17 protein-coding genes are annotated in these 21,402 nt (G+C 51.4%); 10 read left to right on the forward strand and 7 right to left on the reverse strand.

All coding sequences use genetic code 11. The features are described from left to right. Positions 1–99: 99 nt before the first annotated feature. Positions 100–1,353 carry a site-specific integrase gene (locus tag KG007_RS00005; protein WP_213346724.1) on the reverse strand — a complete coding sequence of 418 codons (1,254 nt, stop codon included), beginning with the start codon at positions 1,351–1,353 and terminating at the stop codon, positions 100–102. A gap of 570 nt (positions 1,354–1,923) precedes the next feature. Between KG007_RS00005 and KG007_RS00010 the strand changes: the two genes are divergently transcribed. Beyond that, positions 1,924–2,946, forward strand: coding sequence for a HamA C-terminal domain-containing protein (locus KG007_RS00010; protein ID WP_213346725.1), 1,023 nt, complete (start codon positions 1,924–1,926; stop codon positions 2,944–2,946). After that, positions 2,939–5,128 carry a DEAD/DEAH box helicase gene (locus tag KG007_RS00015; RefSeq protein WP_213346726.1) on the forward strand — a complete coding sequence of 730 codons (2,190 nt, stop codon included), beginning with the start codon at positions 2,939–2,941 and terminating at the stop codon, positions 5,126–5,128. The genes KG007_RS00010 and KG007_RS00015 overlap by 8 nt, the downstream gene beginning before the upstream one ends. A 70-nt stretch (positions 5,129–5,198) precedes the next feature. Here the strand turns inward: KG007_RS00015 and KG007_RS00020 are convergent, their stop codons facing one another. The 4 genes from KG007_RS00020 to KG007_RS00035 all read right to left on the reverse strand — a co-directional run bounded on the left by KG007_RS00020 (position 5,199) and on the right by KG007_RS00035 (position 9,470). Next, positions 5,199–6,506: an ATP-binding protein gene (locus KG007_RS00020; RefSeq protein ID WP_213346727.1), complete on the reverse strand. Its 1,308-nt coding sequence runs from the start codon at positions 6,504–6,506 to the stop codon at positions 5,199–5,201. Between the two features lie 726 nt (positions 6,507–7,232). Continuing rightward, positions 7,233–7,805 (reverse strand): IbrB-like domain-containing protein, encoded by a 573-nt coding sequence (locus KG007_RS00025; RefSeq protein WP_195460332.1) that lies wholly within the window; start codon positions 7,803–7,805, stop codon positions 7,233–7,235. Then, on the reverse strand, positions 7,750–9,066 hold the full coding sequence (locus tag KG007_RS00030; protein ID WP_213346728.1) for a DUF3440 domain-containing protein: 1,317 nt from the start codon (positions 9,064–9,066) through the stop codon (positions 7,750–7,752). Before KG007_RS00030 ends, KG007_RS00025 begins: the two co-directional genes overlap by 56 nt. Further along, entirely contained in the window at positions 9,063–9,470 is a 408-nt protein-coding gene (locus KG007_RS00035) for a hypothetical protein (protein WP_195460328.1), read from the reverse strand. Before KG007_RS00035 ends, KG007_RS00030 begins: the two co-directional genes overlap by 4 nt. A gap of 283 nt (positions 9,471–9,753) precedes the next feature. Here KG007_RS00035 and KG007_RS00040 point away from each other — a divergent pair, with 283 nt between their 5' ends. The 5 genes from KG007_RS00040 (at position 9,754) to KG007_RS00060 (ending at position 14,978) form a co-directional block, all read left to right on the forward strand. Continuing rightward, positions 9,754–10,929, forward strand: coding sequence for an iron-containing alcohol dehydrogenase (locus KG007_RS00040; RefSeq protein WP_213346729.1), 1,176 nt, complete (start codon positions 9,754–9,756; stop codon positions 10,927–10,929). A 21-nt stretch (positions 10,930–10,950) separates the two neighbouring features. After that, a complete protein-coding gene (locus KG007_RS00045) occupies positions 10,951–11,970 on the forward strand; it encodes an alpha/beta hydrolase (protein WP_213346730.1) in 1,020 nt (339 codons plus the stop codon). Positions 11,971–11,973: 3 nt separating this feature from the next. Then, positions 11,974–13,152 (forward strand): MFS transporter, encoded by a 1,179-nt coding sequence (locus KG007_RS00050; RefSeq protein ID WP_213346731.1) that lies wholly within the window; start codon positions 11,974–11,976, stop codon positions 13,150–13,152. Further along, positions 13,149–13,649 (forward strand): cyclophilin-like fold protein, encoded by a 501-nt coding sequence (locus KG007_RS00055; protein WP_213346732.1) that lies wholly within the window; start codon positions 13,149–13,151, stop codon positions 13,647–13,649. The genes KG007_RS00050 and KG007_RS00055 overlap by 4 nt, the downstream gene beginning before the upstream one ends. A gap of 111 nt (positions 13,650–13,760) precedes the next feature. After that, positions 13,761–14,978 carry an MFS transporter gene (locus KG007_RS00060; protein ID WP_213346734.1) on the forward strand — a complete coding sequence of 406 codons (1,218 nt, stop codon included), beginning with the start codon at positions 13,761–13,763 and terminating at the stop codon, positions 14,976–14,978. Here KG007_RS00060 and KG007_RS00065 read toward each other — a convergent pair. Together KG007_RS00065 and KG007_RS00070 are read right to left on the reverse strand one after the other, a co-directional pair. After that, positions 14,973–16,106, reverse strand: coding sequence for an acyltransferase family protein (locus KG007_RS00065; protein WP_195460318.1), 1,134 nt, complete (start codon positions 16,104–16,106; stop codon positions 14,973–14,975). The two genes, KG007_RS00060 and KG007_RS00065, sit on opposite strands and share 6 nt — an antisense overlap. A 101-nt stretch (positions 16,107–16,207) precedes the next feature. After that, positions 16,208–17,725 carry a sulfatase-like hydrolase/transferase gene (locus tag KG007_RS00070; RefSeq protein ID WP_213346736.1) on the reverse strand — a complete coding sequence of 506 codons (1,518 nt, stop codon included), beginning with the start codon at positions 17,723–17,725 and terminating at the stop codon, positions 16,208–16,210. A gap of 152 nt (positions 17,726–17,877) precedes the next feature. On the opposite strand from KG007_RS00070, the gene KG007_RS00075 reads away from it, so the two are divergent. From KG007_RS00075 to kdpA, 3 genes are all read left to right on the forward strand, one after another. Beyond that, complete coding sequence (locus KG007_RS00075; RefSeq protein WP_213346738.1) at positions 17,878–19,212, forward strand: sigma-54-dependent transcriptional regulator; 1,335 nt, start codon at positions 17,878–17,880, stop codon at positions 19,210–19,212. A 379-nt stretch (positions 19,213–19,591) separates the two neighbouring features. Then, positions 19,592–19,672 carry a K(+)-transporting ATPase subunit F gene (gene kdpF / locus KG007_RS00080; RefSeq protein ID WP_195460920.1) on the forward strand — a complete coding sequence of 27 codons (81 nt, stop codon included), beginning with the start codon at positions 19,592–19,594 and terminating at the stop codon, positions 19,670–19,672. A gap of 27 nt (positions 19,673–19,699) precedes the next feature. Continuing rightward, positions 19,700–21,391: a potassium-transporting ATPase subunit KdpA gene (gene kdpA, locus KG007_RS00085; RefSeq protein WP_213346740.1), complete on the forward strand. Its 1,692-nt coding sequence runs from the start codon at positions 19,700–19,702 to the stop codon at positions 21,389–21,391. Positions 21,392–21,402: the final 11 nt, after the last annotated feature.

A 21,402-nucleotide genomic window follows, 5' to 3' on the forward strand; every position in this document is an offset into this window, starting at 1 on the left:
TTATCAGTCATATTATGCGTTGAATCCTCGTTGATTTTTCGCTGCCCGTAGCGAATAGGGTTATGTCTCGATTCTATAGCCGGTTTTCCATTCGATTTTTCAACGCAGTTTCGTCACCATCTCATTGACCTTGTCCACCGTACGACTGTCCAGCTGGGCCAGATAGAAACGTGTCGTCTGCTCCGAAGTGTGGCCCAAACCTTCGCTGATATGCGGCATGGGAACGCCCATGCTCCGGGCTTCGGTCGCCCAAGTATGGCGGGCCACATTGAAGGTCAGCTTCCTGCATCCCAGCCTTTTGGAGATTTCTTGGAGCAGAAGCAGATAATATTGCAGGGCCATGCAGTAGAATTTGTACTGCACGGCAGGGGAGAGGGCATTATCCGGATTCTCGTCCGAATAAGTGGAGAACAGCCGTCCGCGTTTCATGCAGGGCAGAACCCAAGGCGAATCAGCCGTGTCGTACCTGTCGATGATCTCACGCAACTGCGGAGTGATGGCCACATTGAAAGTCTGGTGGGTCTTGTGTCGCCGGTAGTGCAGGGCGCCGTCCCATATTTTGTCCTTTTCGAGGTAGGCCATATCCACGAACGACATTCCCCGCGCGTAGAAACTGAACAGGAACATGTCGCGAGCTTCGTTCAGCAGCGCATCTTCGAAATCCGTACCCGCCAACGTATTCAGCAACTCTCGCGTCACGGCCAGTTTCGGGGTTTTGGCCGGTTTAAACGACACTTCGCGGAATGGATTGCTGCCCTCCGGAGCATAGCCATACTTGCGGGCGCGGTTGTATAACGCCCGCAGGGTCCGCAGGTAGAAACTTACCGTGTTCCGCTGGTTTCCGTGCTGTTCCAGATAATCGCCGAAGGCAGCGATCGTCCGGGAATCGAGCTGCGAGAAGCGGTATCGGGTATTCGGTGCGAATTTTCCCCATGCCCTCATCAGCGACCGGTAGGTGCGTGCCGTACCGAAACGCCCCGTGGTTTCGAGGTCGGCGATCAGTTTCTCCGCGAATGTCGTCAGGTAATGGTAATCGCTGTTGCATTTATAGAGGTCGGTAATACTTTGCGCCGTATAGGGAGCGCCCGTCTTTTTCAGCTTGTCGGCGAGGAGGCTCAGTGCCGAAAGGTAAGTTGCGATACTCTCGTTCGCTTCGCGGATCATGTTGCGGTGAGCCTTGGTGCGGTTTGTGGGAATGGCCCGACACTTTTTCCGGTCGAACTCATCCGGATAGAGACGATAGGGAGTGGTCAGGATGCTGCGGCGACGGTCGTGGATCACTTGGATAATCAAAGCGTAACGGCCTTCGCTGTCGGCGCAGTAGTTGAGCCTCGGGGCGATGGATGTTTTCATTTCGTTGTGCTTTAAAGGTTTATAAACTATTCGGATAAACACCCGGTAAAGCACACGTGAAATACGACTCCTTCCTTGCTACGAACCGTCGGACGGACGTATAAGGGGCGTTGCATTATGGTATATATGATCGAGAATCTCCATGTTCGTATTTTCGCTTGTATGCCTCCTCGTGTTTACCTGTCAGCCGGTAAATATACTGCTATTTCCCCGTAACAGAATAAATGGAGCAAAATACGGGCCGTGTTACTTTCCCCCTCTTCATACAACTAATACCAACAATAAATACATTTCTTAGATTAGTTTTATTAATAAATGTGTATATTTACCTAAATTATATTTGTAGAATGAGATTTATGAGCAAAAATCAGAGTTAGAATGATGAAGTCGTGTCTTGAATTAGGGAGACTGTAAAAATGGAATGCAAATTATTGTGGAAGTGGCGGCAAGCAGAGTCAGACAGCGCTACTAAATAATTTGAGAGAGTGATCTTTATAGGTTTTCTAATAAATTGACTTTTAGGTATTAGCATAATTTTATTAAATTTGTATTTAATAAAAGAAAGGAAGTATGTCTTTTAGATCAGAAGAGGTTTTGATGAATAATATTTCAGAGTCCCAACTTAAGACTTTTTACATTGGATTTGATCTGGGAGTTTGTAGAACAACGGAATTTGCGGACATATTAATGGATGCGGTTGTAGACTTTGCATTTGGCTATCACACAGGAATTCTGAAAACCTATGATAGGAGGAAACTAATTGAAGCAGCTAAATCAATATATAAAATTGATTCATTCAATGATGTCAAATGGACCTATTTGGACAAAGACTCAGTAATTGATGATACCGACTTAAAGGCGGAGGATAAAATAAAAAAGAGAGGCGAGTTTGGAGAACTTATCCTCCATGTTCTCTTGCGAGATTATTTTAATTCAGTTCCTCTGGTGTCGAAAATATATTTTAAAGATACAGATGGGTTTACTGTGCATGGATTTGATTCGGTACATATAGGACCTAATCTTACAGATCACAAAGTTCCATCTCTTTATCTGGGTGAATCCAAAATTTACTACAGGAAGGATGGTACAGCAGGGAAGAGTGGCATAGAGGATTTGTTAGAGGATATTAAAACACACTTCAAATGTGATTTTTTAAAACGAGAGTTTGCACTACTTGCAAAAAAGAAATACTCTTTTCTACCTATCGAAGAATATCCTGATGAAAATACAAAAACACAGTATGAAACCTTTCTCAGCCAAAAGCAATATTGGTTTGACACTTTTCACAAAGTAAGTCAAGGCAGGTATAAATTGGAGGATATTCTTAAATCTGTCACTATACCAATCATTTGCACCTATCAATCACAAATATTTGAAAAATGCGCTCACGACATGCATCCTGATTTTTCAAAAGAATTTGAAACAGAAATAAGATTACTTGATGCTGAATTTAACAAATTAATAGGAGAAATAAAAACAGGAGAGCCGGTTGTCACTAATCTCAATGTTATATTAATCCTCTTTCCTATTCCATCTAAAAAAGAGCTAATTAAAGTATTACACCAGAAACTTTACAATCAGCAAAATGCATAATATCGAGACTATTATATCAATGCTTGAGGAGTCTCAAGAAATTTCATTTGATGATAGCTTTAAGTATGCTCAAGTCTGTCATGCGCTTATAGATGAGCAAAATCCTGATGGTTACAAGTTGGCCATTAATGTTTTAAATAATTGGGGAAAGTTACATATATCTAGTAAGGATCTTTGGACTAATGTAATTGAAATAGCGGGATTCTATCCCTATCTACAAAAGGAGCATCTTAAACTTAACAATACCGCCGCCGAAATAAGAAAAGAGCTACATGGCTCAGAAAACATTCCGGACAAATACTTTCATGATGAACAAAAAAATTTATTAGATCTCCTACATTCAAATAAAAATGTTATAGTAAGCGCTCCTACAAGTTTTGGCAAGAGTTTATTGATAGAGGAAATTGTCGCGTCAAGACAATATAGGAATATCATAATCATTCAGCCAACACTTGCATTATTAGATGAAACTAGAAAAAAACTTTTAAAATATAATGATAATTATAAGTTAATAGTAAGGACTACACAAAAACCTTCAGAGGACAAAGGCAATATATTTTTATTTACAGCAGAACGAGTAAATGAATATACTCTTTTTGCCAATATAGATTTTCTTGTAATTGATGAATTTTATAAATTAAGCGGACAACGTGATGACGAAAGGTCATCCTCTCTGAACAATGCTTTCTATTATCTTTTACAAAAGTTCGCTCCGAAGTTCTATTTACTTGGGCCAAATATTGATGGCATTAGTGCTGGTTTTGCAGAAACTTACAATGCTATCTTTTACAGAAGTAACTATTCTCTAGTTGATTCACGTGAAATAAATATTTATCAAAAGTATTTGGGGAAATTTGGCATTAGTGGAGAGAGAAAAGAATTTAAAGAGAATATTCTTTTTGAGTTATTAGAAACCTTATCTGAAGAGCAAACTATTATCTATTGCTCGTCTCCAACAAGAGTAAGATTTCTTTCTAAAAAATTTGCTTCTTATCTAGAGGCTAAAGGTAAATCTGTCAGTTCCAATACATATCCTTTGACAGACTGGATTCGTGAATTTATCTCAGATGATTGGTCTCTTTTGAATACGCTAAAATATGATATTGGCATTCATGACGGCGCTCTGCAAAAACACATAACTACTTCAATAATCAATTATTTCAATAATGGCGCCATCAAATACTTATTTTGCACTTCCACTATCATCGAAGGAGTGAATACGAGTGCCAAAAATATAGTCTATTTTGACGCAAAGAAAGGTTCCAATCAAGTAGACTATTTTGATTATTCAAACATTAAGGGGCGAGCAGGTAGAATGATGGTTCACTATATAGGGAAAATATATAATTTCAATCCTCCACCAGAGAAATCCAATATCATTATTGATATTCCATTTTTCCAGCAAAATCCCATAAAAGACGAGGTGCTTATACAGTTAGATGATAGTGATATTCGAGACAAAAATACTAAACAGTATCAGTCTATTTTGCAAATCCCTACTAAAGAAAGAGAAGTCATAAAACGAAATGGATTAAGTGTTCATGGGCAAAAACAGATTATAGATATATTATGGGATCAAATATATTCTCAATATGACCTCATATATTGGAATAGTTATCCCAAATATGAGCAGCTCCGGTTTGTTTTAGGACTTGCATGGGATAAACTTAAAACGCCTGGTGAGAGTATTGCTCCTATGAGTAAAGAACAACTGATTAAAATAACTTTCGATTATGGCATCAATAAAAACATCTTTTACTTGGTAAATAATCAGTTTAATTACCGTAGAAAACTTGAGACAAATAAAGACAAATTAAGTACTGACTTACGAGATGAGGCAATCCAGTTTGTATTTCAAGCCATGAAACATTGGTTTCAATACAAGATTCCTAAATGGTTGTCTGTAATGAATGAATTGCAACGTTTTGTGTGTGCAGAAAAACGTATTAGAGCCGGCAATTATACTTATTATGCAAACTTAATAGAAAATGATTTTATTCGAGAAAATCTAGCAATTCTTCTTGAATATGGCGTGCCTTCTAGTGCCATTCGAAAACTAGAAAGCTATATTCCTGAGAATATTAATCAAGACGATATCTTAACCTATATAAAAACAAATCGCTTAAATAGTCACAAATGTCTTATCCAATATGAAAAAGATAAAATAACGGAGAATATATAATCTCCGTTATTTTATCTCTCGTTTCGCCCTACAACTATTTATTATTTATATATCCCATATTATCCTTTAGCTACATATTCTCTAACGACAATCCTTGCAACTCGATTTCATATTTAGCCAATTCTTTAACTGAATGAACTTTTGATTGAAGAATATTCATGTCTATCTTATTGGAATTGCGTTTGACTTCGGCAGCTATGGCCGTTTTGTCCAAATCGTTTATGGCGATAACGTCGATCTCGTTTTCTCCCTTGTTATCCCAATAACTGCCGATACCGGTTATCCGTTTTTCTTCGGCGATTTTGGCCCGGAAGTATTTCTCCAGAATTAAGCCGCTGTATTGTTCGTAGCCCCGGTCGATAACTTCCCGCAGCATATCGTATTTCCCCATCTCTATCAACGATTGATTCGGGAAGATAAACCGAAACCAGAACCGAAGGTAATTGTCGTTCAAGCTCCAGCGGTTTTTCCGACTCTCCGGCTTAGAAAACATGGGTCTGTTTTTGGTAATCAACGAATATTCCCGCTCCAGATTAGCCAGATAGGCCCCGGTATTTTTACCGATAACAGAGTCTATTTCGCTTTGCGTGTTTTTTCCGGAAGCAATCAGTTGGAGTATCGAAAAATAGGTTCCATATTCTTTTCCGAATTCCGATACGAGGAGGTCTTTCCCTTCACCGATAAACGGTGAGTCAGGACTCGTAACCATATCCAGCATCTTGTTTTTCTTTGTAGCCCCCGCCTCCATTAACAAGGCTATGTACTTAGGAACTCCTCCCGTGAGCATATATAGACAAAGCAGGTCTTCGGAAGTGTATTTAGGATTGTAGTCGTTCAGGATTTCCTTGATGACTCTGACAGCAAAAGGCTGAAGCGTAATTTTGGATGTAAGACGACCGAACAGAGGCTCTTTCCGGTTCTCGAAAATTTTCATCATCATCGAGTAGATGGAGCCGGAAGCAATGAAATTTATCTTCACTCTACCTTTATACTGATCCCACAAATTCTGAATCTCACTGAATATGGACGAGTTTACGTTGGCGAACTCTTGGAATTCGTCGATGATAAGCGTATAATGTTCTTTCGTGCCGAAAATCAATAATTGCTCGAATAAATCCCTAAATCGGGTAATCGTGCCGAAGATCTGTATACCCAATGCTTGTGCTGCATCCTTTTGGAATTGTTCGCATAGAAGCGGCTCGCTGGTCCGAGATACGAACAAATAGAGATATTTCGTCCCCTTTACGGATTCCAGCAACAACGAGGTCTTCCCGATGCGGCGACGGCCGACCATTACTGTAAAGCACGCACTTTGTTTAGATTGCTCCCAAGTGCGTCCAAGTATTTCTAATTCCTGTATTCGGTTATAAAACTTCATGCTTTTTTAATGCCCGTTAATTTAATAAACATTACAAATATAGAACAAAAAATCGGTTTTATGCTATCTGCCTCCATTTTATTTAATGGCTATTAAGATAATTGGCATGACATATATTCTTGTAATTTCCAAATCTTCGTTTTACGGTATCTGCATCCGACACTGGACAAAACGAGCGGTCAATATGACATTGACGTATCAGAATAGGGGATGAAGGCGTAAATACGGTATTGTCAAAAGGATTTTTATAGGGTTCCGGCAATTTGGAAATATCAATTATCGTACTGCATTTGTTCGGCATATGGTCATGTAGATACAACCAAATATTAAAAAAATTGAACGTTTTTTGCTTGATTTATTTGCAGTTAAATGTAAAAGTATTATCTTTGCAATACCGTTCTGAATAAGATTTTGAGAGTGCAAATGATTTGTGGACAGAATGTATCACAGGACATTCAACCCTGACGATTTTAAGTGGAATTTGTTAAAAATCAATATAGAACGGAAAACACGGTCAGATTCCCGTTTTCCGCTCACGAAGCCTTGAGAAAGAGGCTGAAATAAAGAGCAAAAACCTTATGTATCAATGATATGTAAGGTTTTTTCGTTTTCAGACCGAAGCTGAAAAAAGCAACGAAAAGCAGGTTTTTAATCCTTATTCGTGACCTAATTTTCAAGTCTTTAAAATAGGTCACGATAGGATAATATCCGGGACATGTTTTTCAATCAGCGCAGGTTCCCGGCTGTTTCGGCCGTGCCCTCATCGGCGTCGCCGAGGCTGAACTCCTTGTCGGCAAAGAGTTCGGCAAGGCCCGTGATCTGTTTGAGGCGCAGCAGTTCGTCGCGGTCCATGCCGATATGACGCATGATCCACTGGTCGGACATCCGCGCGCGGGTCAGTTCGGCAACGATTTCGCTCATCAGTTCGACGTTGTGCGTCCCGCGCGCCCGGTTGTGGCGAATGGTCGAGGCCATGCGGTTCGAAAGGTCCTTTTCGATCACGGCAACGGGCAACAGTCCCCGTTCACGTTCGTAGATACGTTTCGAGGTTTTGAGCACCAGATAGCGATGGTAGCCGTCCACCAGTTCGTAGCGGTCTTTTTCGGCGTCGTAATAGCAGACGCACGGCATCGTGTAGCCGTCTTCCCAGATCGAGAGTTCCAGCAGTTTCATTTCGGGCGGCGCGACGACGTTAGGATTGTAACTGTTCGCCACGACCTTCTCCACCGGCACGGCACGAACGTTATAGACAGGGCTCCGGTAGGTGTTCTTCGTTTGAGATTCGTAGTAACGATTCATATTTTTCCATGATTTTCTTGCGGCGCTGCGTTTCGCTCCTGCTGGGCGAAAATCCCATGTATTTACAGGCGTGGTCGTTCTTCAGAATGCAGATACAGATACGTTTGAATGTGGGCAGCTGGCTGAATTCCGGAAGGTCTATGTCGTCGAGATACTCCATGCGTACCGGCCGCTTGTCGGTGCGGTAGGCGGTGCGGCCGCCGACTTCGATCCGGACGCCGGCCTTTTGCAGTTTCCCGATGGTAGCCTCGGAGAGACATCCGCCTTTTTCGCGCCAGAAACGGATGCTTACGGAGAGTTTTTCCAGGTAGTTGCGCCGCGTCGGCTCGGGCAGGGTAGAGAGCAGGAAATACATGTAGCGCTCCCAGGTCATCCCTTTCGGCAGGCGCACCGCCTGCCAGCCGACAGCCGTCGTCCGGCCGTACAGCGCCGCGAAATTGGCCCCGTTGACCCGACCGACCATGCGTCCCCACGTGTCCGGGTCGATGGCTTTGTAGAGGTGCAGACTGGCGATGGCCGGCGAGATAAACGGACTGGCCACACGCTGGCTGTCGAGCGGCACGCCGGCCCGGTAGAAAAGGTCGTACAGCCGATTGTAGGGCCAGCCGAAGCGTCCGTTGGCCGTCCATATATCGGTCGTCAGCCAGTCGTAGAGCGGATAGGCGTTGCAGATGCCGCCGCCGACCCATTGGCGTATCCACCGTTTGCCGGAAAACCGGTGGTGGTTACGGTCGCTGTAAATCGTACGCCAGCGGTTGAAGCTCTCCTGCGTGCGGATGCCGATCAGACAGCACGTGCGCGCCGCGCCGCTGCGCTCGTGGAGCCATTCGGCGAAGCGGTTCTGGAACTCGTAATCCCACATTTCTTCGGTGAAGAACGGAAAGTCGCGTTGCGTGAGGCTCCCCGCAGGTATTTCCCGGACCCAAAGCTCCCGTTTCGACTCCTCCCAAGGCCGCCAGTATCGCTGGAACATCGAGGTACAGGTCTGAACCTTGAACGGGACGCAGACCCGGTAGATGTCGAGAATATCGGCGTTCGCGGCCAGCGTCCGGTCGACGTAGTCGATCGTGTCGCGGTACTGGATTTCATAATCCATGTGAAACACCCCGATCCGGCGCCGCAATCCGTGCCGCCGGATGTAGTCGATGCAGAGGTTGAGCAGCACACCGCTGTCCTTGCCGCCGGAAAAAGAGACGTAGATGTTGTCGAAAAGGTCGAAAACCGTTTTCAGCCGCTGCTGTGTCCGCTCGTAGACGTTCATGGCTGCCGGTTTTTCCCGTACTGCATCGCCACGTACTCTTTCCATTCCCGGACCTGCGCGAATCCTTCGGTCCGAAATATCTCCGCATGGCGGATCAGCGTCACGGAACGTATCGTATAGTCGCGGTGGTAATATTGGATTATTTCGCGCAGGAAGCGCGACAACAACTGCGGATCATCGCCCGAAACGTAGTAGTTGTTGATCTTGGCCACGCCACTGTCGGTGATCTCCACCGGCATGAATCCGAAAACGGTCTCACCTTCCCACGCCACGAACCACGTATGCGAACGCGAGGTCCAGAACGGGTAGTTGTTGTTCTGACGCAACACGCTGCGCCGCATGACCAGCGGTGCGACGAGCGTGTAAAGTCGGGGCGAAGTTCCGTCCAGTTTCTCGATTGTCATATCCGAAAGGCTACAAAACGACCGAATGTTATATACCAGAGACCGAATGTATTAAAAACACATTCAATCCTTACAAATATAAAAAATATCGGCTATTTTCTCAAATTTTCCGGCAAAGATAACCGAGGTTCACGCTCGTCAGTCGAGCCGACGCCAGACCGGAGTTGTCGGCCGACAGTCCAAAACCAGTAATCGGGGTAAGAATATCCGTAATCCGCATACTGTCCCGGTGCTTTCGGGATCGTAATTTTGCAGTGTGAAAAATCTCAAACACGATCGGATTATGAAAACGAAAATGAATTTCGACATGTGGATTCCGACCCGGATACTTTTCGGGGCCGGTGAATTGCAGAACCTGCACAGGCAGGCGATGCCCGGCAGCAAGGCGCTGCTGGTAATCTCGAACGGGAAGTCGACCCGTGCAAACGGCTATCTGGCTGCGACGGAAGAGCAACTCCGGATGGCCGGGATCGAGACGGTCGTCTTCGACCGGATCGAAGCGAATCCCCTGAAATCGACCGTCATGGCCGGAGCCGCCGCGGCTCGCGGAAACGGATGCGATCTGGTTGTCGCACTCGGCGGCGGCAGTGTGATGGATGCAGCCAAGGCCATTGCCCTGATGGCGGTCAACGACGGCGACCTGTGGGACTACGTTTCCGGCGGAACGGGCAAAGGCATGAAGCCTGCACACGAACCGCTGCCGCTCGTGGCTATTTCGACGACGGCCGGAACCGGCTCCGAGGCCGATGCCTGGGGCGTTGTCACCAACTCCGAAACACACGAAAAGATCGGCGTCAAAGGTGCGTTTCCCGTGCTGTCGGTCGTCGATCCCCGACTGATGCTCACCGTGCCGCCTGCGTTCACGGCCTATCAGGGTTTCGATGCGCTGTTCCACAGCGTCGAGAGTTATATCTCGAAATTCGCAAACCTCGTAAGCGACATGTATGCCCTGACGGCTATCGAAAACGTCGCCCGCAACCTGCCTCGTGCCGTCGCCGACGGAAATGACCTGGAAGCCCGTACCCGCGTAGCGTTCGGCAACACCCTTTCGGGCGTGGTGATGTGCCTGAGCGCGACCACCAGCCAGCACTCGATGGAGCACGCCATGTCGGCCTACCATCAGGCGTTGCCCCACGGTGCGGGGTTGATCATGCTTTCGAAAGCCTACTTCTCGTTCTTCGTCGAAAAACATGTTTGTGACGACCGGTTCGTGCGGATGGCCCGTGCGATGGGCATGGAGGATGCCGCGAACCCCGGGGATTTCATCACGGCGCTCACCCGCCTGCAGGAGGCCTGCGGGGTGTCCGATCTGAAAATGTCCGATTTCGGCATCACGCCCGACGAATTGCGGCAAATGACGTTCAACGCTTTCGATACGATGCCTGCCCTGTTCGAATCGGACCGGCATCGGCTGAGTATCGACGAATGCCTGGGAATCTACAAGGCGGCTTACCGGTAAACCGATTAAAAAACAACGAATATGAAGCGAATACTTATTTTAACAACAATCCTTTTTATGATACACGGTATTTCTTCCGCACAAACCGATGCGGACAACTTTTATAAGAGCGATAAGGTGAATGTGGAAAAAGTCTCGTTCCCGAACCTGTATAAGATGAAGGTGGGTGCAAACCTCTTCCTGCCCCGGGATATGAAGCCGGGCGAGAAGCGTTCTGCGGTCATCGTGGGTCATCCGATGGGAGCCGTCAAGGAGCAGAGCGCCGATCTGTATGCCACGAAGCTGGCCGAACAGGGTTTCGTGACGCTGTCCATCGACCTCTCGTTCTGGGGCGACAGCGACGGGGAACCGCGCAACGCTGTCCTGCCGGACGTTTATGCGGAGGATTTCAGTGCAGCGGTCGATTTCCTCGGAACGCGGGAGTTCGTCGACCGGGAACGCATCGGTGCGATAGGCATCTGCGGCAGCGGCAGTTTTGCCATCAGTGCGGCGAAGATCGATCCGCGGCTGAAGGCGATAGCTACCGTAAGCATGTACGACATGGGAACGGCCAAACGCAACGGACTGAAGAATGCGGTGACACCCGAACAGCGGAAACAGGCCCTCATTGAAGCCGCCGAACAGCGTTACGTCGAATTTTTGGGCGGCGAAACCCGCTACACCGGCGGCACGGTACACGAACTGACTGAACAATCGACGCCGATCGAGCGGGAGTTCTACGAATTTTACCGCACGCCCCGCGGCGAATATACACCCCGGGGAGCAACGCCCCGGACTACGACGCATCCGACGCTGACGAGCGAAGTGAAGTTTATGAACTTCTATCCGTTCGACGATATCGAAACCATTTCGCCGCGCGCCCTGCTCTTCATTGCCGGGGAGAATGCCCATTCGCGCGAATTCAGCGAGGATGCCTGCCGGCGGGCAGCCGAACCGAAGGAGCTTTACATCGTACCGGGCGCAGGCCATGTCGACCTTTACGACCGAACCGACGTGATTCCTTTCGGCAAACTGACGGCATTCTTCCAGGAACGGCTGTAAGCGATGAAAAGGTTATCCGCACATAGGCCGGGATTGCTGGTCCTGATCCTGACGTTCGGGGTTTTCGGCATCATCAACACCGAGATGGGGGTGGTGGGAATTATTCCCCGGATTGCGGAAACGTTCGGAGTTACGGTTCCCGAAGCGGGCTGGACGGTAAGTGTATTCGCACTTATCGTCGCCCTCTCGGCCCCGGTGATGCCGCTGCTGTTTTCGGGCGTCAACCGCCGGACGGCGATGCTGCTGGCGCTGGGGCTTTTTACGGTCGGCAACATCGTTTCCGCGCTGACCGACGACTTCGCCGTGCTGCTCGTCGCCCGTGCTGTGCCCGCATTCCTTCACCCGGTCTATGTGTCGATGGCCTTTTCGGTCGCTGCGGCATCCGTACCCCAGGAGATGGCCCCGAAAGCGGTTTCGAAAGTATTCGTCGGCGTTTCGGCCGGCATGGTGCTGGGCGTTCCGGTCACCGGTTTTATCGCCGGACATACCTCCGTTTCCGTGGCGATGGCGTTTTTTGCGATCGTGAACGCATCGGTACTGATCGCAACGATCTTCTGCATACCGTCGCTGCCTGTTCAGCGAAAACTCTCCTACGGCGCACAGTTGGGGGTCCTGAGGAAAGCCGTAACGTGGCACTCCGTCATCGCCTTTACGTTTATAAACGGCGCGATGTTCGGTTTCTTCAGCTATATGTCCGATTTCCTGGATACGGTCACGGAACTGCCTTTCGATGCGGTCAGCGTCCTGCTGCTGGTTTACGGCGGGGCGAACATCGTCGGCAACGTCGTTGCCGGGCGGCTGCTCTTCAGGAACGCCCGTCGCTGCATGATCGTCGTGCCGTTCCTGCTGTCGGCGGCCTACCTGCTGCTCTTCGCGACCGGCTCGCAAACCATCCCGGCGAGTGTGCTTATTTTGGTATTGGGTATTTTGGCGGGCATAGCCAGCAATACCGGGCAATACATGATCTCCGACGCCGCACCCGAGGCTCCCGATTTTGCCAACGGCCTGTTCCTCACCTCGGCCAACCTGGGCACGACGGTCGGCACGGCTGTCTGCGGGGTGTTTATCACAGGATTCGGCTCCCGGTATTCGCTGATGGGAGCCCTGCTGTTCCTGGCGGCAGGCATCGGGTTTGTCCTTGTACGGAACCACATTGTCAAACTTAAAAAAGTCCCGTTATGAAACGTATTCTCACAATAGCGATGGCTTTCATCGTTATGGCCGTATCGCCGGCATTCACGGCATGCAGCCCGGATGACACGGCCCCTGTTCCCGGCAATCAAACGCCCGGGCCGACACCTGATCCCGGGCCCGGCCCGTCGGCAGGCAACCGTTTGCGGATTGCCGTCGGGACGGTATCCTTTACGGCTACCTTGTCCGACAATGCCGCCTCCCGGGCATTCAGGGCGATGCTGCCGATGACCGTCCGGATGGGCGAACTGAACGGCAATGAAAAATACTATTATTTGCCGGACCGTTTGCAGACATCGGCGTCCAATCCCGGCACGATCCATACCGGCGATTTGATGCTTTACGGGTCCGACTGCCTGGTGTTGTTTTACAAAACGTTTGCGACCTCTTACAGTTACACCCACCTCGGGCGTCTGGACGATACTTCCGGCCTTGAAGCCGCCCTCGGACGGAGTGAGGTGACGGTTTCATTCGAGCCGGCCGAATAATCCGCTCCCGGTTTTCCGTATGCCGCCGGGAAAGTGCGTTCATCCCGCGGTCCGGCTTGTTTATTCCGGTTAAATAGTCTACTTTTGCACGGATTTTAGCGGTCGATGCCTATGAATACCACTCCTGCCTCCGCGCAGCCACTTCGGATTACGGCAAGCCGGACGGTCTATCCGATCCTTTTGATGGTGTGCGCCACCCACCTGCTCAACGACATGATGCAGTCGGTCATCCCGGCGGTCTATCCGCTCCTCAAGGAGAAATTCGGGTTTACGTTCGCCCAGATCGGTATCATCACGCTGGTCTTCCAGATGACTTCGTCGCTCCTGCAACCCGTTGCCGGGATGATGGCAGACCGCCATCCGCGGCCTTATTCGCTGGCCGTGGGCATGTGCTTCACGCTGGCCGGGCTGCTTGCTCTCTCCATTGCTCCGGGCTTTTCCCTCATTCTGGTGTCGGTGGGCCTGATCGGCTGCGGATCGTCGGTCTTCCATCCCGAGTCTTCGCGTGTGGCGCAGCTCGCTTCGGGAGGCCGCAAAGGGCTGGCGCAGTCGATCTTCCAGGTCGGAGGCAATGCCGGAAGTGCCATGGGGCCCCTGCTGGCCGCCTTGATCGTGATTCCCTTCGGACAGGCTTCGATCGGCTGGTTTGCATTGACCGCCCTGCTCGCCATTTTCATACTCATAAGAATCGGAAACTGGTATAAACGGCAACTGGCCGCCGCGGCCCGTAAATCCGCCGTAACGACGACGGTTTCTGCACACGGCCTCCCGAAACGGAAAGTCCGGGCGGCGCTCGTCATCCTGGGTGTGCTGGTATTCTCGAAATACTTCTACATCGCCTCCATGACCAACTATTTCACATTCTTTCTGATGGATAAGTTTTCGATGTCGGTGCAGGGGGCGCAATACTGTCTTTTTGCATTCCTGGCCGCTTCGGCGGCGGGGACGCTTATCGGCGGGCCGCTGGGCGACCGTATCGGACGCAAGTACGTCATCTGGGGATCGATTCTCGGCGCGGCGCCTTTCACGCTGCTGCTGCCCTATGCCGGGCTGAGCGCGACCATTGTGCTGGCGGTGATTATCGGCCTCGTCATTTCGTCGGCCTTCTCGGCCATCCTGGTCTATGCGACCGACCTGATGCCCGGAAAAGTCGGAATGATCGCCGGGGTATTCTTCGGACTGATGTTCGGACTGGGCGGCCTCGGCTCGGCCTTTTTCGGCTGGCTGGCCGACCGGACGAGTATCGAGTTTATTTTCCAGATCAGCACCCTGCTGCCTCTGTTGGGAATAATCACGGGCTTTTTGCCCAATATAGAGACCCGGTTATAACTTTTGTTTGGGCAAAAGGCGCTTCGTCAAGAAACGGCGCACCGGCTCGTCGTACAATTTCAGGCACAGATAAGCCAGGATCACCGATCCCGCGACGAGGGCCGCAGCGCCGGGCAGCGACTGCTCGAAGGTGAGGTTTTCGTTTTTAACCCAGGCATAGTAGAGATAAATGAAAGGATAATGCACCATGTACAGCGGATAGGATATATCGCCCAGGAATTTACAAACCCGGGTGGTTATTTTATCCGTCGTCTTTCCCGATGCCCCGAGGTATACGAGCAGAGGAAAGAAGACAACGGCGCAGACCGTATCGTATAAACCGTTCATCCACAGATGTTCGCTCCCACCGATGCGGGGAACCGACAACAGCGCGACGACGGCCAGGCTGCAAATCCAGAACGCGCCTTTTATATGAATCGGCTTGAACACGCGGGACAGCAGCAGTCCCGCCGAGAAAGCGAACAGCAGGCGCAGGGAACCGCCCGTCATGTTGACGCCGTCCATGGCGAATCCGACGCAGATATCGCCCAGAGGGCCCCAAATGGCGAATGCGGCCAATCCGCAGCCGGCAAGCAATACCAATACGGAAAGGGCCCTGGTCGGAAGTTTCCGGATAAAGAATGCATAGAGGATATTACCGATATACTCGAAAAACAGCGACCAGCTCGGACCGTTGAGCGGATACATCTCACCGAGGCCCCGGATTTCGGAACCGGGCGCAGCCGGGATCAGCAGCGCATTGAGCAGCGTCGCTACCAGCAGCATGGACATGGATACCGTCGAAACGTCCCAGACCGAACAACCCTGGAAGTAGAACATGACGGCTCCGATGACAGCCCCCATGACGACCATGGGATGCAGGCGGATAAAACGGCGCTTGAGAAATTCCGCTACCGTCATCTTTTTCCACCGGTCGTCGTAAGCATAACCGACGACGAAGCCGGAAAGGATAAAGAAAAAATCGACCGCCAGATAGCCGTGATTAATCCGCTGGTCGAGATGGCTGGTTGCGAAGGCTTCGAACAGGTGGAAACATACGACCGTAAGAGCGGCTATTCCCCGCAATCCGTCGAGAATGTTGTAATGGGGTTTGGTATCTGCAAATGCGGTCGCTGAGATATTCGACATCGGCCAGTAAGGTTGGGTTCTTAAAATACAGGTTGAAACAAATGCTTATCGGACAAAGATAACAAAATATCCTGTTTTTTGCGTTTCACACCATGCAGGAATCAGGGATTCACCTGCATCACCTGCTTCCAGTTCAGTTTCGCGGGATAGCCCCAGTCGGGTTTTTCGGGATCGCAGAAATCGCCTGCGGCCTTCATCCGGGCATAGAGCAGCCCGGTCAGTTCCTCGCGTTTCTCACGGTAGGCAGGGTCGTCGTAGCGGTTTTTTAGCTCCATCGGATCGGCCTTGAGGTCGAAAAGCTGCGGATGACGCTGCCCGTCGACATTGTAGAGGATGAGTTTGAAACCGTCCTTCTTGATGGCGCGCTGGAGGTTGATATACGTCAGCAGGATGTCTTCGCGTTTTTTCACCCCGGGATCATGCAGGGTCTCTTCCAGCGAGATGCCCTTCACGGTAGCCGGAACCCCGATGCCCGCAAGGTCGCAAAGCGTGGGGTAGAGGTCGTAGAGGTAACAATAGGCGTCGCGCACCGTATTCTGCGGAATGCCGGGCCCGCAGATCACCATCGGAACCCTCACCGCCGCCTCGTAGAGATTCTGCTTGCCCAGCAGGCCGTGCTCGCCGACGCATAAGCCGTTGTCCGACGTGAAAACGATAATCGTGTTATCGGCTTTGCCGCTCTTCTCCAGCGCATCGAGAAGCCGTCCGATCTGGAAATCGACTTCGCTGACCATCCCGTAGTAATTGGCTCTTTCGGCCAGCACCTGCTCCGGGACTCGCGGCGTGGGAAGCAGTTTCTCGTCGCGCTCGTTCAGGTCGCCGTTATCAAAGGGATGCTGTGCGACGAAGTTCGCAGGCATCTGCAACCCGGCGCCGTCGTACTTGCGGCCGTAGCCCGGCAGCACGTTGCGCGGATCGTGCGGCGAGGTGAATGCAACGTACATCAGAAACGGCGCGTCGTCCGAGGACGCAGTTTCCAGGAACCCGATGGCGGCATCGGCGTAAAGCTCCGACGAGAAGGTGTCGAGCGAAGCATCCACCCACACGCCGTTGGTATTGTCGTAGCGTCCCGCAGGATCGTATTGGTGGAGACAGGGACGCCTGTGGCCCAATTCGTTATTCCGCCCGTAGGGGTGCATTCCCCCGAAAAAGATGTTCGCACCCGTGGAGAACGAACGGTTGAACGAGGCGTTGTCGCTATGCCATTTCCCGGTCGCAAAGGTCGTATAACCGTTCTCGCGGAACAGTTCCGGGAAGGTTTTTTCCGTCTCGGGAATGAGGCCGCCGTTGCGGTGTACATCCATCAGGCCGCGGCCCGTGAGGAGCATCGCGCGGCTGGGCTGCGAAATGGCGCCGTTGAAACCGCCCATCACATGGGTCTGGGTGAACGACACGCCCCGCCGCACGAGCCGGTCCATGTTCGGGGTGTGAATATCGCTGTTGCCCCATGCCCGAATCGTACTGAACGTCTGGTCGTCGGTCAGCAGGAAGAGTACATTGGGGCGCCCGGCCGTCCCGTTACCGTCTCTTTCCGGAGTCTCTTTCCCCGAAGCGTGAGCCCCGAACGACGGCGCGCCCAGAATCGCCGGAAGGCAGCACAATAAGGTTTTATTATTCATATTGCATTCATTTAAGTTGATGCAAATAACGCAATTCCGACCCGGAATCCGGGGCGACAACTATTCAAAAAACAACAGAAAATGGTCATGCCGTGCCGACGCAGCCTGAATTTGTCTTACCTTTGCCCGAAAAGAAAGAGTCTGAGAACTACATGGCGAAAATTCTGATTATCGACGACGAAGAACAGTTGCGCCGGCTGCTGGCGCGGATCATCGGACTGGAGGGTTACGACGTAGCCGAGGCTTCGGACTGCATTTCGGGACTAAAAAAACTCCGTCAGTACAATCCCGACGTAGTGCTGTGCGATGTCAAACTCCCCGACGGCAACGGCGTCGAGATGGTAGGCCGGATCAAGGAAGCCGCGCCCGCCGCCGAGGTGATTCTGCTGACAGCCTACGGCAATATTCCCGACGGGGTGCAGGCCATCAAGAACGGTGCGTTCGACTACATCACCAAAGGCGACGACAACAACAAGATACTGCCCCTGCTGAGCCGGGCGGCCGAAAAAGCCGAAATGCAGCGGCGGCTGGCCCGCATCGAAAACCAGCTCTCCGAGGAACACTCCTTCGACCGGATCGCCGGGGAATCGGCCCCCTTGCGCCGAGCCGTCGACCTGGCGCGCAAAGTCGCGGTCACGGACACCTCGGTATTACTCACGGGGGAAACGGGAACCGGAAAGGAGGTATTCGCACAGGCCATCCACCACGCCAGCCGCCGGGCAAAAGGGGTTTTCGTAGCGATCAACTGCTCGGCATTCTCGCGCGAACTGCTCGAAAGCGAACTGTTCGGCCACCGCGCCGGCAGTTTCACGGGAGCCGCCAAGGACAAGAAAGGACTTTTCGAGGAGGCCGACAAAGGCACGCTGTTCCTCGACGAGATCGGAGAGATGCCCGTCGAGCTGCAAGCCAAACTGCTCCGCGTGCTCGAAAGCGGCGAATTTATCAAAATCGGCGAAACGCGCCCCACACGGGTGGATCTGCGTCTGATCGCCGCCACCAACCGTGACCTCGAAAAAGAGATCGCCGCGGGAAACTTCCGCGAGGACCTCTATTTCCGCCTCTCGGTGTTCCACATCCACCTTCCCGCACTGCGCGAACGGCCCGGCGACATTGCCGGGTATATCCGCTTCTTCGCGGCGCAGTTCGCCGATAAAATGGGGCGCCGTATCGACTCCGTCGACGATGCTTATATCGCCGCCCTCGAACGCCACACGTGGCACGGCAACGTCCGCGAACTGCGCAATGTCGTGGAACGCAGCATGATCATGGCCGATGGCAACCGGCTCACGGTCGACTGTCTTTCGCCCGAATTCCATACGGCGGGCGACTGCGCCGGTTCCGATTCGCTGGCGCTCGACGAACTCGAACGCCGCCACATCCTCAAAGTCCTCGAACACACGAAAGGCAACAAGGCCGAAGCCGCCCGCCTGCTGGGCATCGGCATCGCTACGCTTTACCGCAAACTGGAGAGTTACGGGGTAAAATAACCTCCGCACCGTCTCATTCCGAGAGGGCCGCCTTATCATTTTGATAGGGCGGCCCTCTTTTCCGGCACGCATACCAAACCTATAAACAACACTTTATCAGCGAATTAAACCCGAAAACGACTTTCTGGCATCCCCTTCGTATGCTTATCGGCAACAAAACCCGACGGCAAAATGGCAATCGTTATCCTGATACTGATTTTCTGCGGCGCAATGCTGCTGTTAGACCTGATGCTGTGCGGGTTCGTAAAAAAAATGTCTAATTCAAAAAAGCGAAGAGATGAATGAAATCATGCTGTTCCTGCTGCTCTGCACGCTCGGCGTGCTGTGCTACGGATTTTATTTTAAATGTGTGGACTGGTTCGAAAAAATTTAACGCCTTATGTTTACAAGCCTCCTTATCCTGAGCATCCTCGGATTCGTCTATCTGATGTACGTGCTCATCAAACCCGAGAAATTCTGATTGTCTGACTCATTAACCCCGCAATAAATGAATACGGAACTATACGGTGTAATCCTGCAATGGACCCTTCTGGTGGCGCTGAGCTACCCGCTGGGGCGTTATATTGCCAAAGTATACCGGGGCGAACGCACCTGGCTCGACTTCATGGCCCCCGTCGAACGGGCCCTCTACCGTTTCTGCGGCATCGACCCCGCCGCAGAGATGAACTGGAAACAATTCCTCAAGGCGCTGCTGACAGTCAACCTCTTCTGGTTCTTCTGGGGGATGCTGCTGCTGGTCCTCCAGGGCTGGCTGCCGCTCAACCCCGACGCCAACCCCGGACAGTCGCCCGACCTGGCGTTCAACAGTTGCATCTCGTTTATGGTCAACTGCAACCTCCAGCATTACAGCGGTGAAACGGGCCTGAGCTACTTCACGCAACTGTTCGTCATCATGCTCTTCCAGTTCGTCACTGCCGCCTGCGGCATGGCGGCCATGGCCGGAATGATGAAGGCGCTGGCCGGCAAAACCACCAAAACCATCGGCAACTTCTGGGTGCTGCTCACCCGCAGCGTGACGCGCATTCTGATGCCGCTGTCGCTCGTCGTCGGCGTCCTGCTCATCGTCAACGGCACACCGATGTCTTTCGACGGCAAACAGTCGCTCACGACGCTCGAAGGCGCCGAACAAGTCATCTCGCAAGGTCCTACGGCGGCCATCGTACCCATCAAGCAACTGGGAACCAACGGCGGCGGCTACTTTGGCACGAACTCGGCGCACCCGCTCGAAAACCCCAATGCCTTCACCAACATCCTCGAATGCTGGTCGATCCTGATCCTGCCCATGGCGATGGTTTTCGCCTTCGGGTTCTTCGTCCGCCGCCGCAAACTCGCAGCCTGGATCTTCGGGGTGATGCTCTTCGCCTATACCGCGGGCGTGGTCTTCTCCGTCTGGCAGGAGACAAGCGGCAGCATGCAGATCGACAAGATGGGTATTGCACAGGAAACAGGCTCGATGGAAGGCAAGGAGATCCGCATCGGCTCTGCCGCCTCGGCCATGTGGGGGATGACGACGACCGTCACGTCGAACGGTTCGGTCAACTCGATGCACGACTCGCAGACCCCCTTGAGCGGCATGATACAGATGCTCAACATGCAGATCAACTGCTGGTTCGGCGGCGTCGGAGTAGGGTGGATGAACTATTTCGCATTCCTCATCATCGCAGTCTTCATCAGCGGCCTGATGGTCGGCCGTACGCCCGAATTCCTCGGCCGGAAGGTCGAGGCCCGGGAAATGAAAATCGCCACGCTGGTCGTGCTGATGCATCCCTTCCTGATCCTCGTCGGCACGGGCATTTCGGCAGCCGTCGCCGCCGCCAATCCCGAAATAGGGTGGCTCAACAACCCTTCGTTCCACGGCCTGAGCGAAATGCTCTACGAATACACCTCTTCGGCAGCCAACAACGGCTCGGGCTTCGAAGGGCTCGCCGACAACACGCCGTTCTGGAACATCTCGACGGGCATCGCACTGATCATGGGCCGCTATTTCCCGATCGTGGGGCAAATCGCCATCGCAGGACTCCTCGCCTCGAAGAAGTATATCCCCCAGAGCGCCGGAACACTCAAGACCGACACGGGAACCTTCTCGCTGATGACCTTCGCCGTCATCATCATCGTCGCGGCCCTTTCGTTCTTCCCCGCGCTGGCGCTGGGACCCATCGCCGATTACCTGACTTTCTAAATCGTTATTTC

Origin of the sequence: Alistipes montrealensis (assembly GCF_018362775.1) — a bacterium.
GTDB classification, from domain to species: Bacteria; Bacteroidota; Bacteroidia; order Bacteroidales; family Rikenellaceae; genus Alistipes; species Alistipes montrealensis.

Bases quoted from the DNA above. Each gene is read 5' to 3' on its own strand.
- KG007_RS00035 (WP_195460328.1), bottom strand. From the start codon at position 9,470: ATGACAATCGAGAAACTGGACGGAACTTCGCCCCGACTTTACACGCTC.
- KG007_RS00025 (WP_195460332.1), bottom strand. From the start codon at position 7,805: ATGAATCGTTACTACGAATCTCAAACGAAGAACACCTACCGGAGCCCT.
- KG007_RS00070 (WP_213346736.1), bottom strand. From the start codon at position 17,725: ATGAATAATAAAACCTTATTGTGCTGCCTTCCGGCGATTCTGGGCGCG.
- KG007_RS00040 (WP_213346729.1), top strand. From the start codon at position 9,754: ATGAAAACGAAAATGAATTTCGACATGTGGATTCCGACCCGGATACTT.
- kdpF (WP_195460920.1), top strand. From the start codon at position 19,592: ATGTTTACAAGCCTCCTTATCCTGAGCATCCTCGGATTCGTCTATCTG.
- KG007_RS00075 (WP_213346738.1), top strand. From the start codon at position 17,878: ATGGCGAAAATTCTGATTATCGACGACGAAGAACAGTTGCGCCGGCTG.
- KG007_RS00015 (WP_213346726.1), top strand. From the start codon at position 2,939: ATGCATAATATCGAGACTATTATATCAATGCTTGAGGAGTCTCAAGAA.
- KG007_RS00010 (WP_213346725.1), top strand. From the start codon at position 1,924: ATGTCTTTTAGATCAGAAGAGGTTTTGATGAATAATATTTCAGAGTCC.
- KG007_RS00045 (WP_213346730.1), top strand. From the start codon at position 10,951: ATGAAGCGAATACTTATTTTAACAACAATCCTTTTTATGATACACGGT.
- KG007_RS00055 (WP_213346732.1), top strand. From the start codon at position 13,149: ATGAAACGTATTCTCACAATAGCGATGGCTTTCATCGTTATGGCCGTA.
- KG007_RS00065 (WP_195460318.1), bottom strand. From the start codon at position 16,106: ATGTCGAATATCTCAGCGACCGCATTTGCAGATACCAAACCCCATTAC.
- kdpA (WP_213346740.1), top strand. From the start codon at position 19,700: ATGAATACGGAACTATACGGTGTAATCCTGCAATGGACCCTTCTGGTG.
- KG007_RS00020 (WP_213346727.1), bottom strand. From the start codon at position 6,506: ATGAAGTTTTATAACCGAATACAGGAATTAGAAATACTTGGACGCACT.
- KG007_RS00005 (WP_213346724.1), bottom strand. From the start codon at position 1,353: ATGAAAACATCCATCGCCCCGAGGCTCAACTACTGCGCCGACAGCGAA.
- KG007_RS00050 (WP_213346731.1), top strand. From the start codon at position 11,974: ATGAAAAGGTTATCCGCACATAGGCCGGGATTGCTGGTCCTGATCCTG.
- KG007_RS00030 (WP_213346728.1), bottom strand. From the start codon at position 9,066: ATGAACGTCTACGAGCGGACACAGCAGCGGCTGAAAACGGTTTTCGAC.
- KG007_RS00060 (WP_213346734.1), top strand. From the start codon at position 13,761: ATGAATACCACTCCTGCCTCCGCGCAGCCACTTCGGATTACGGCAAGC.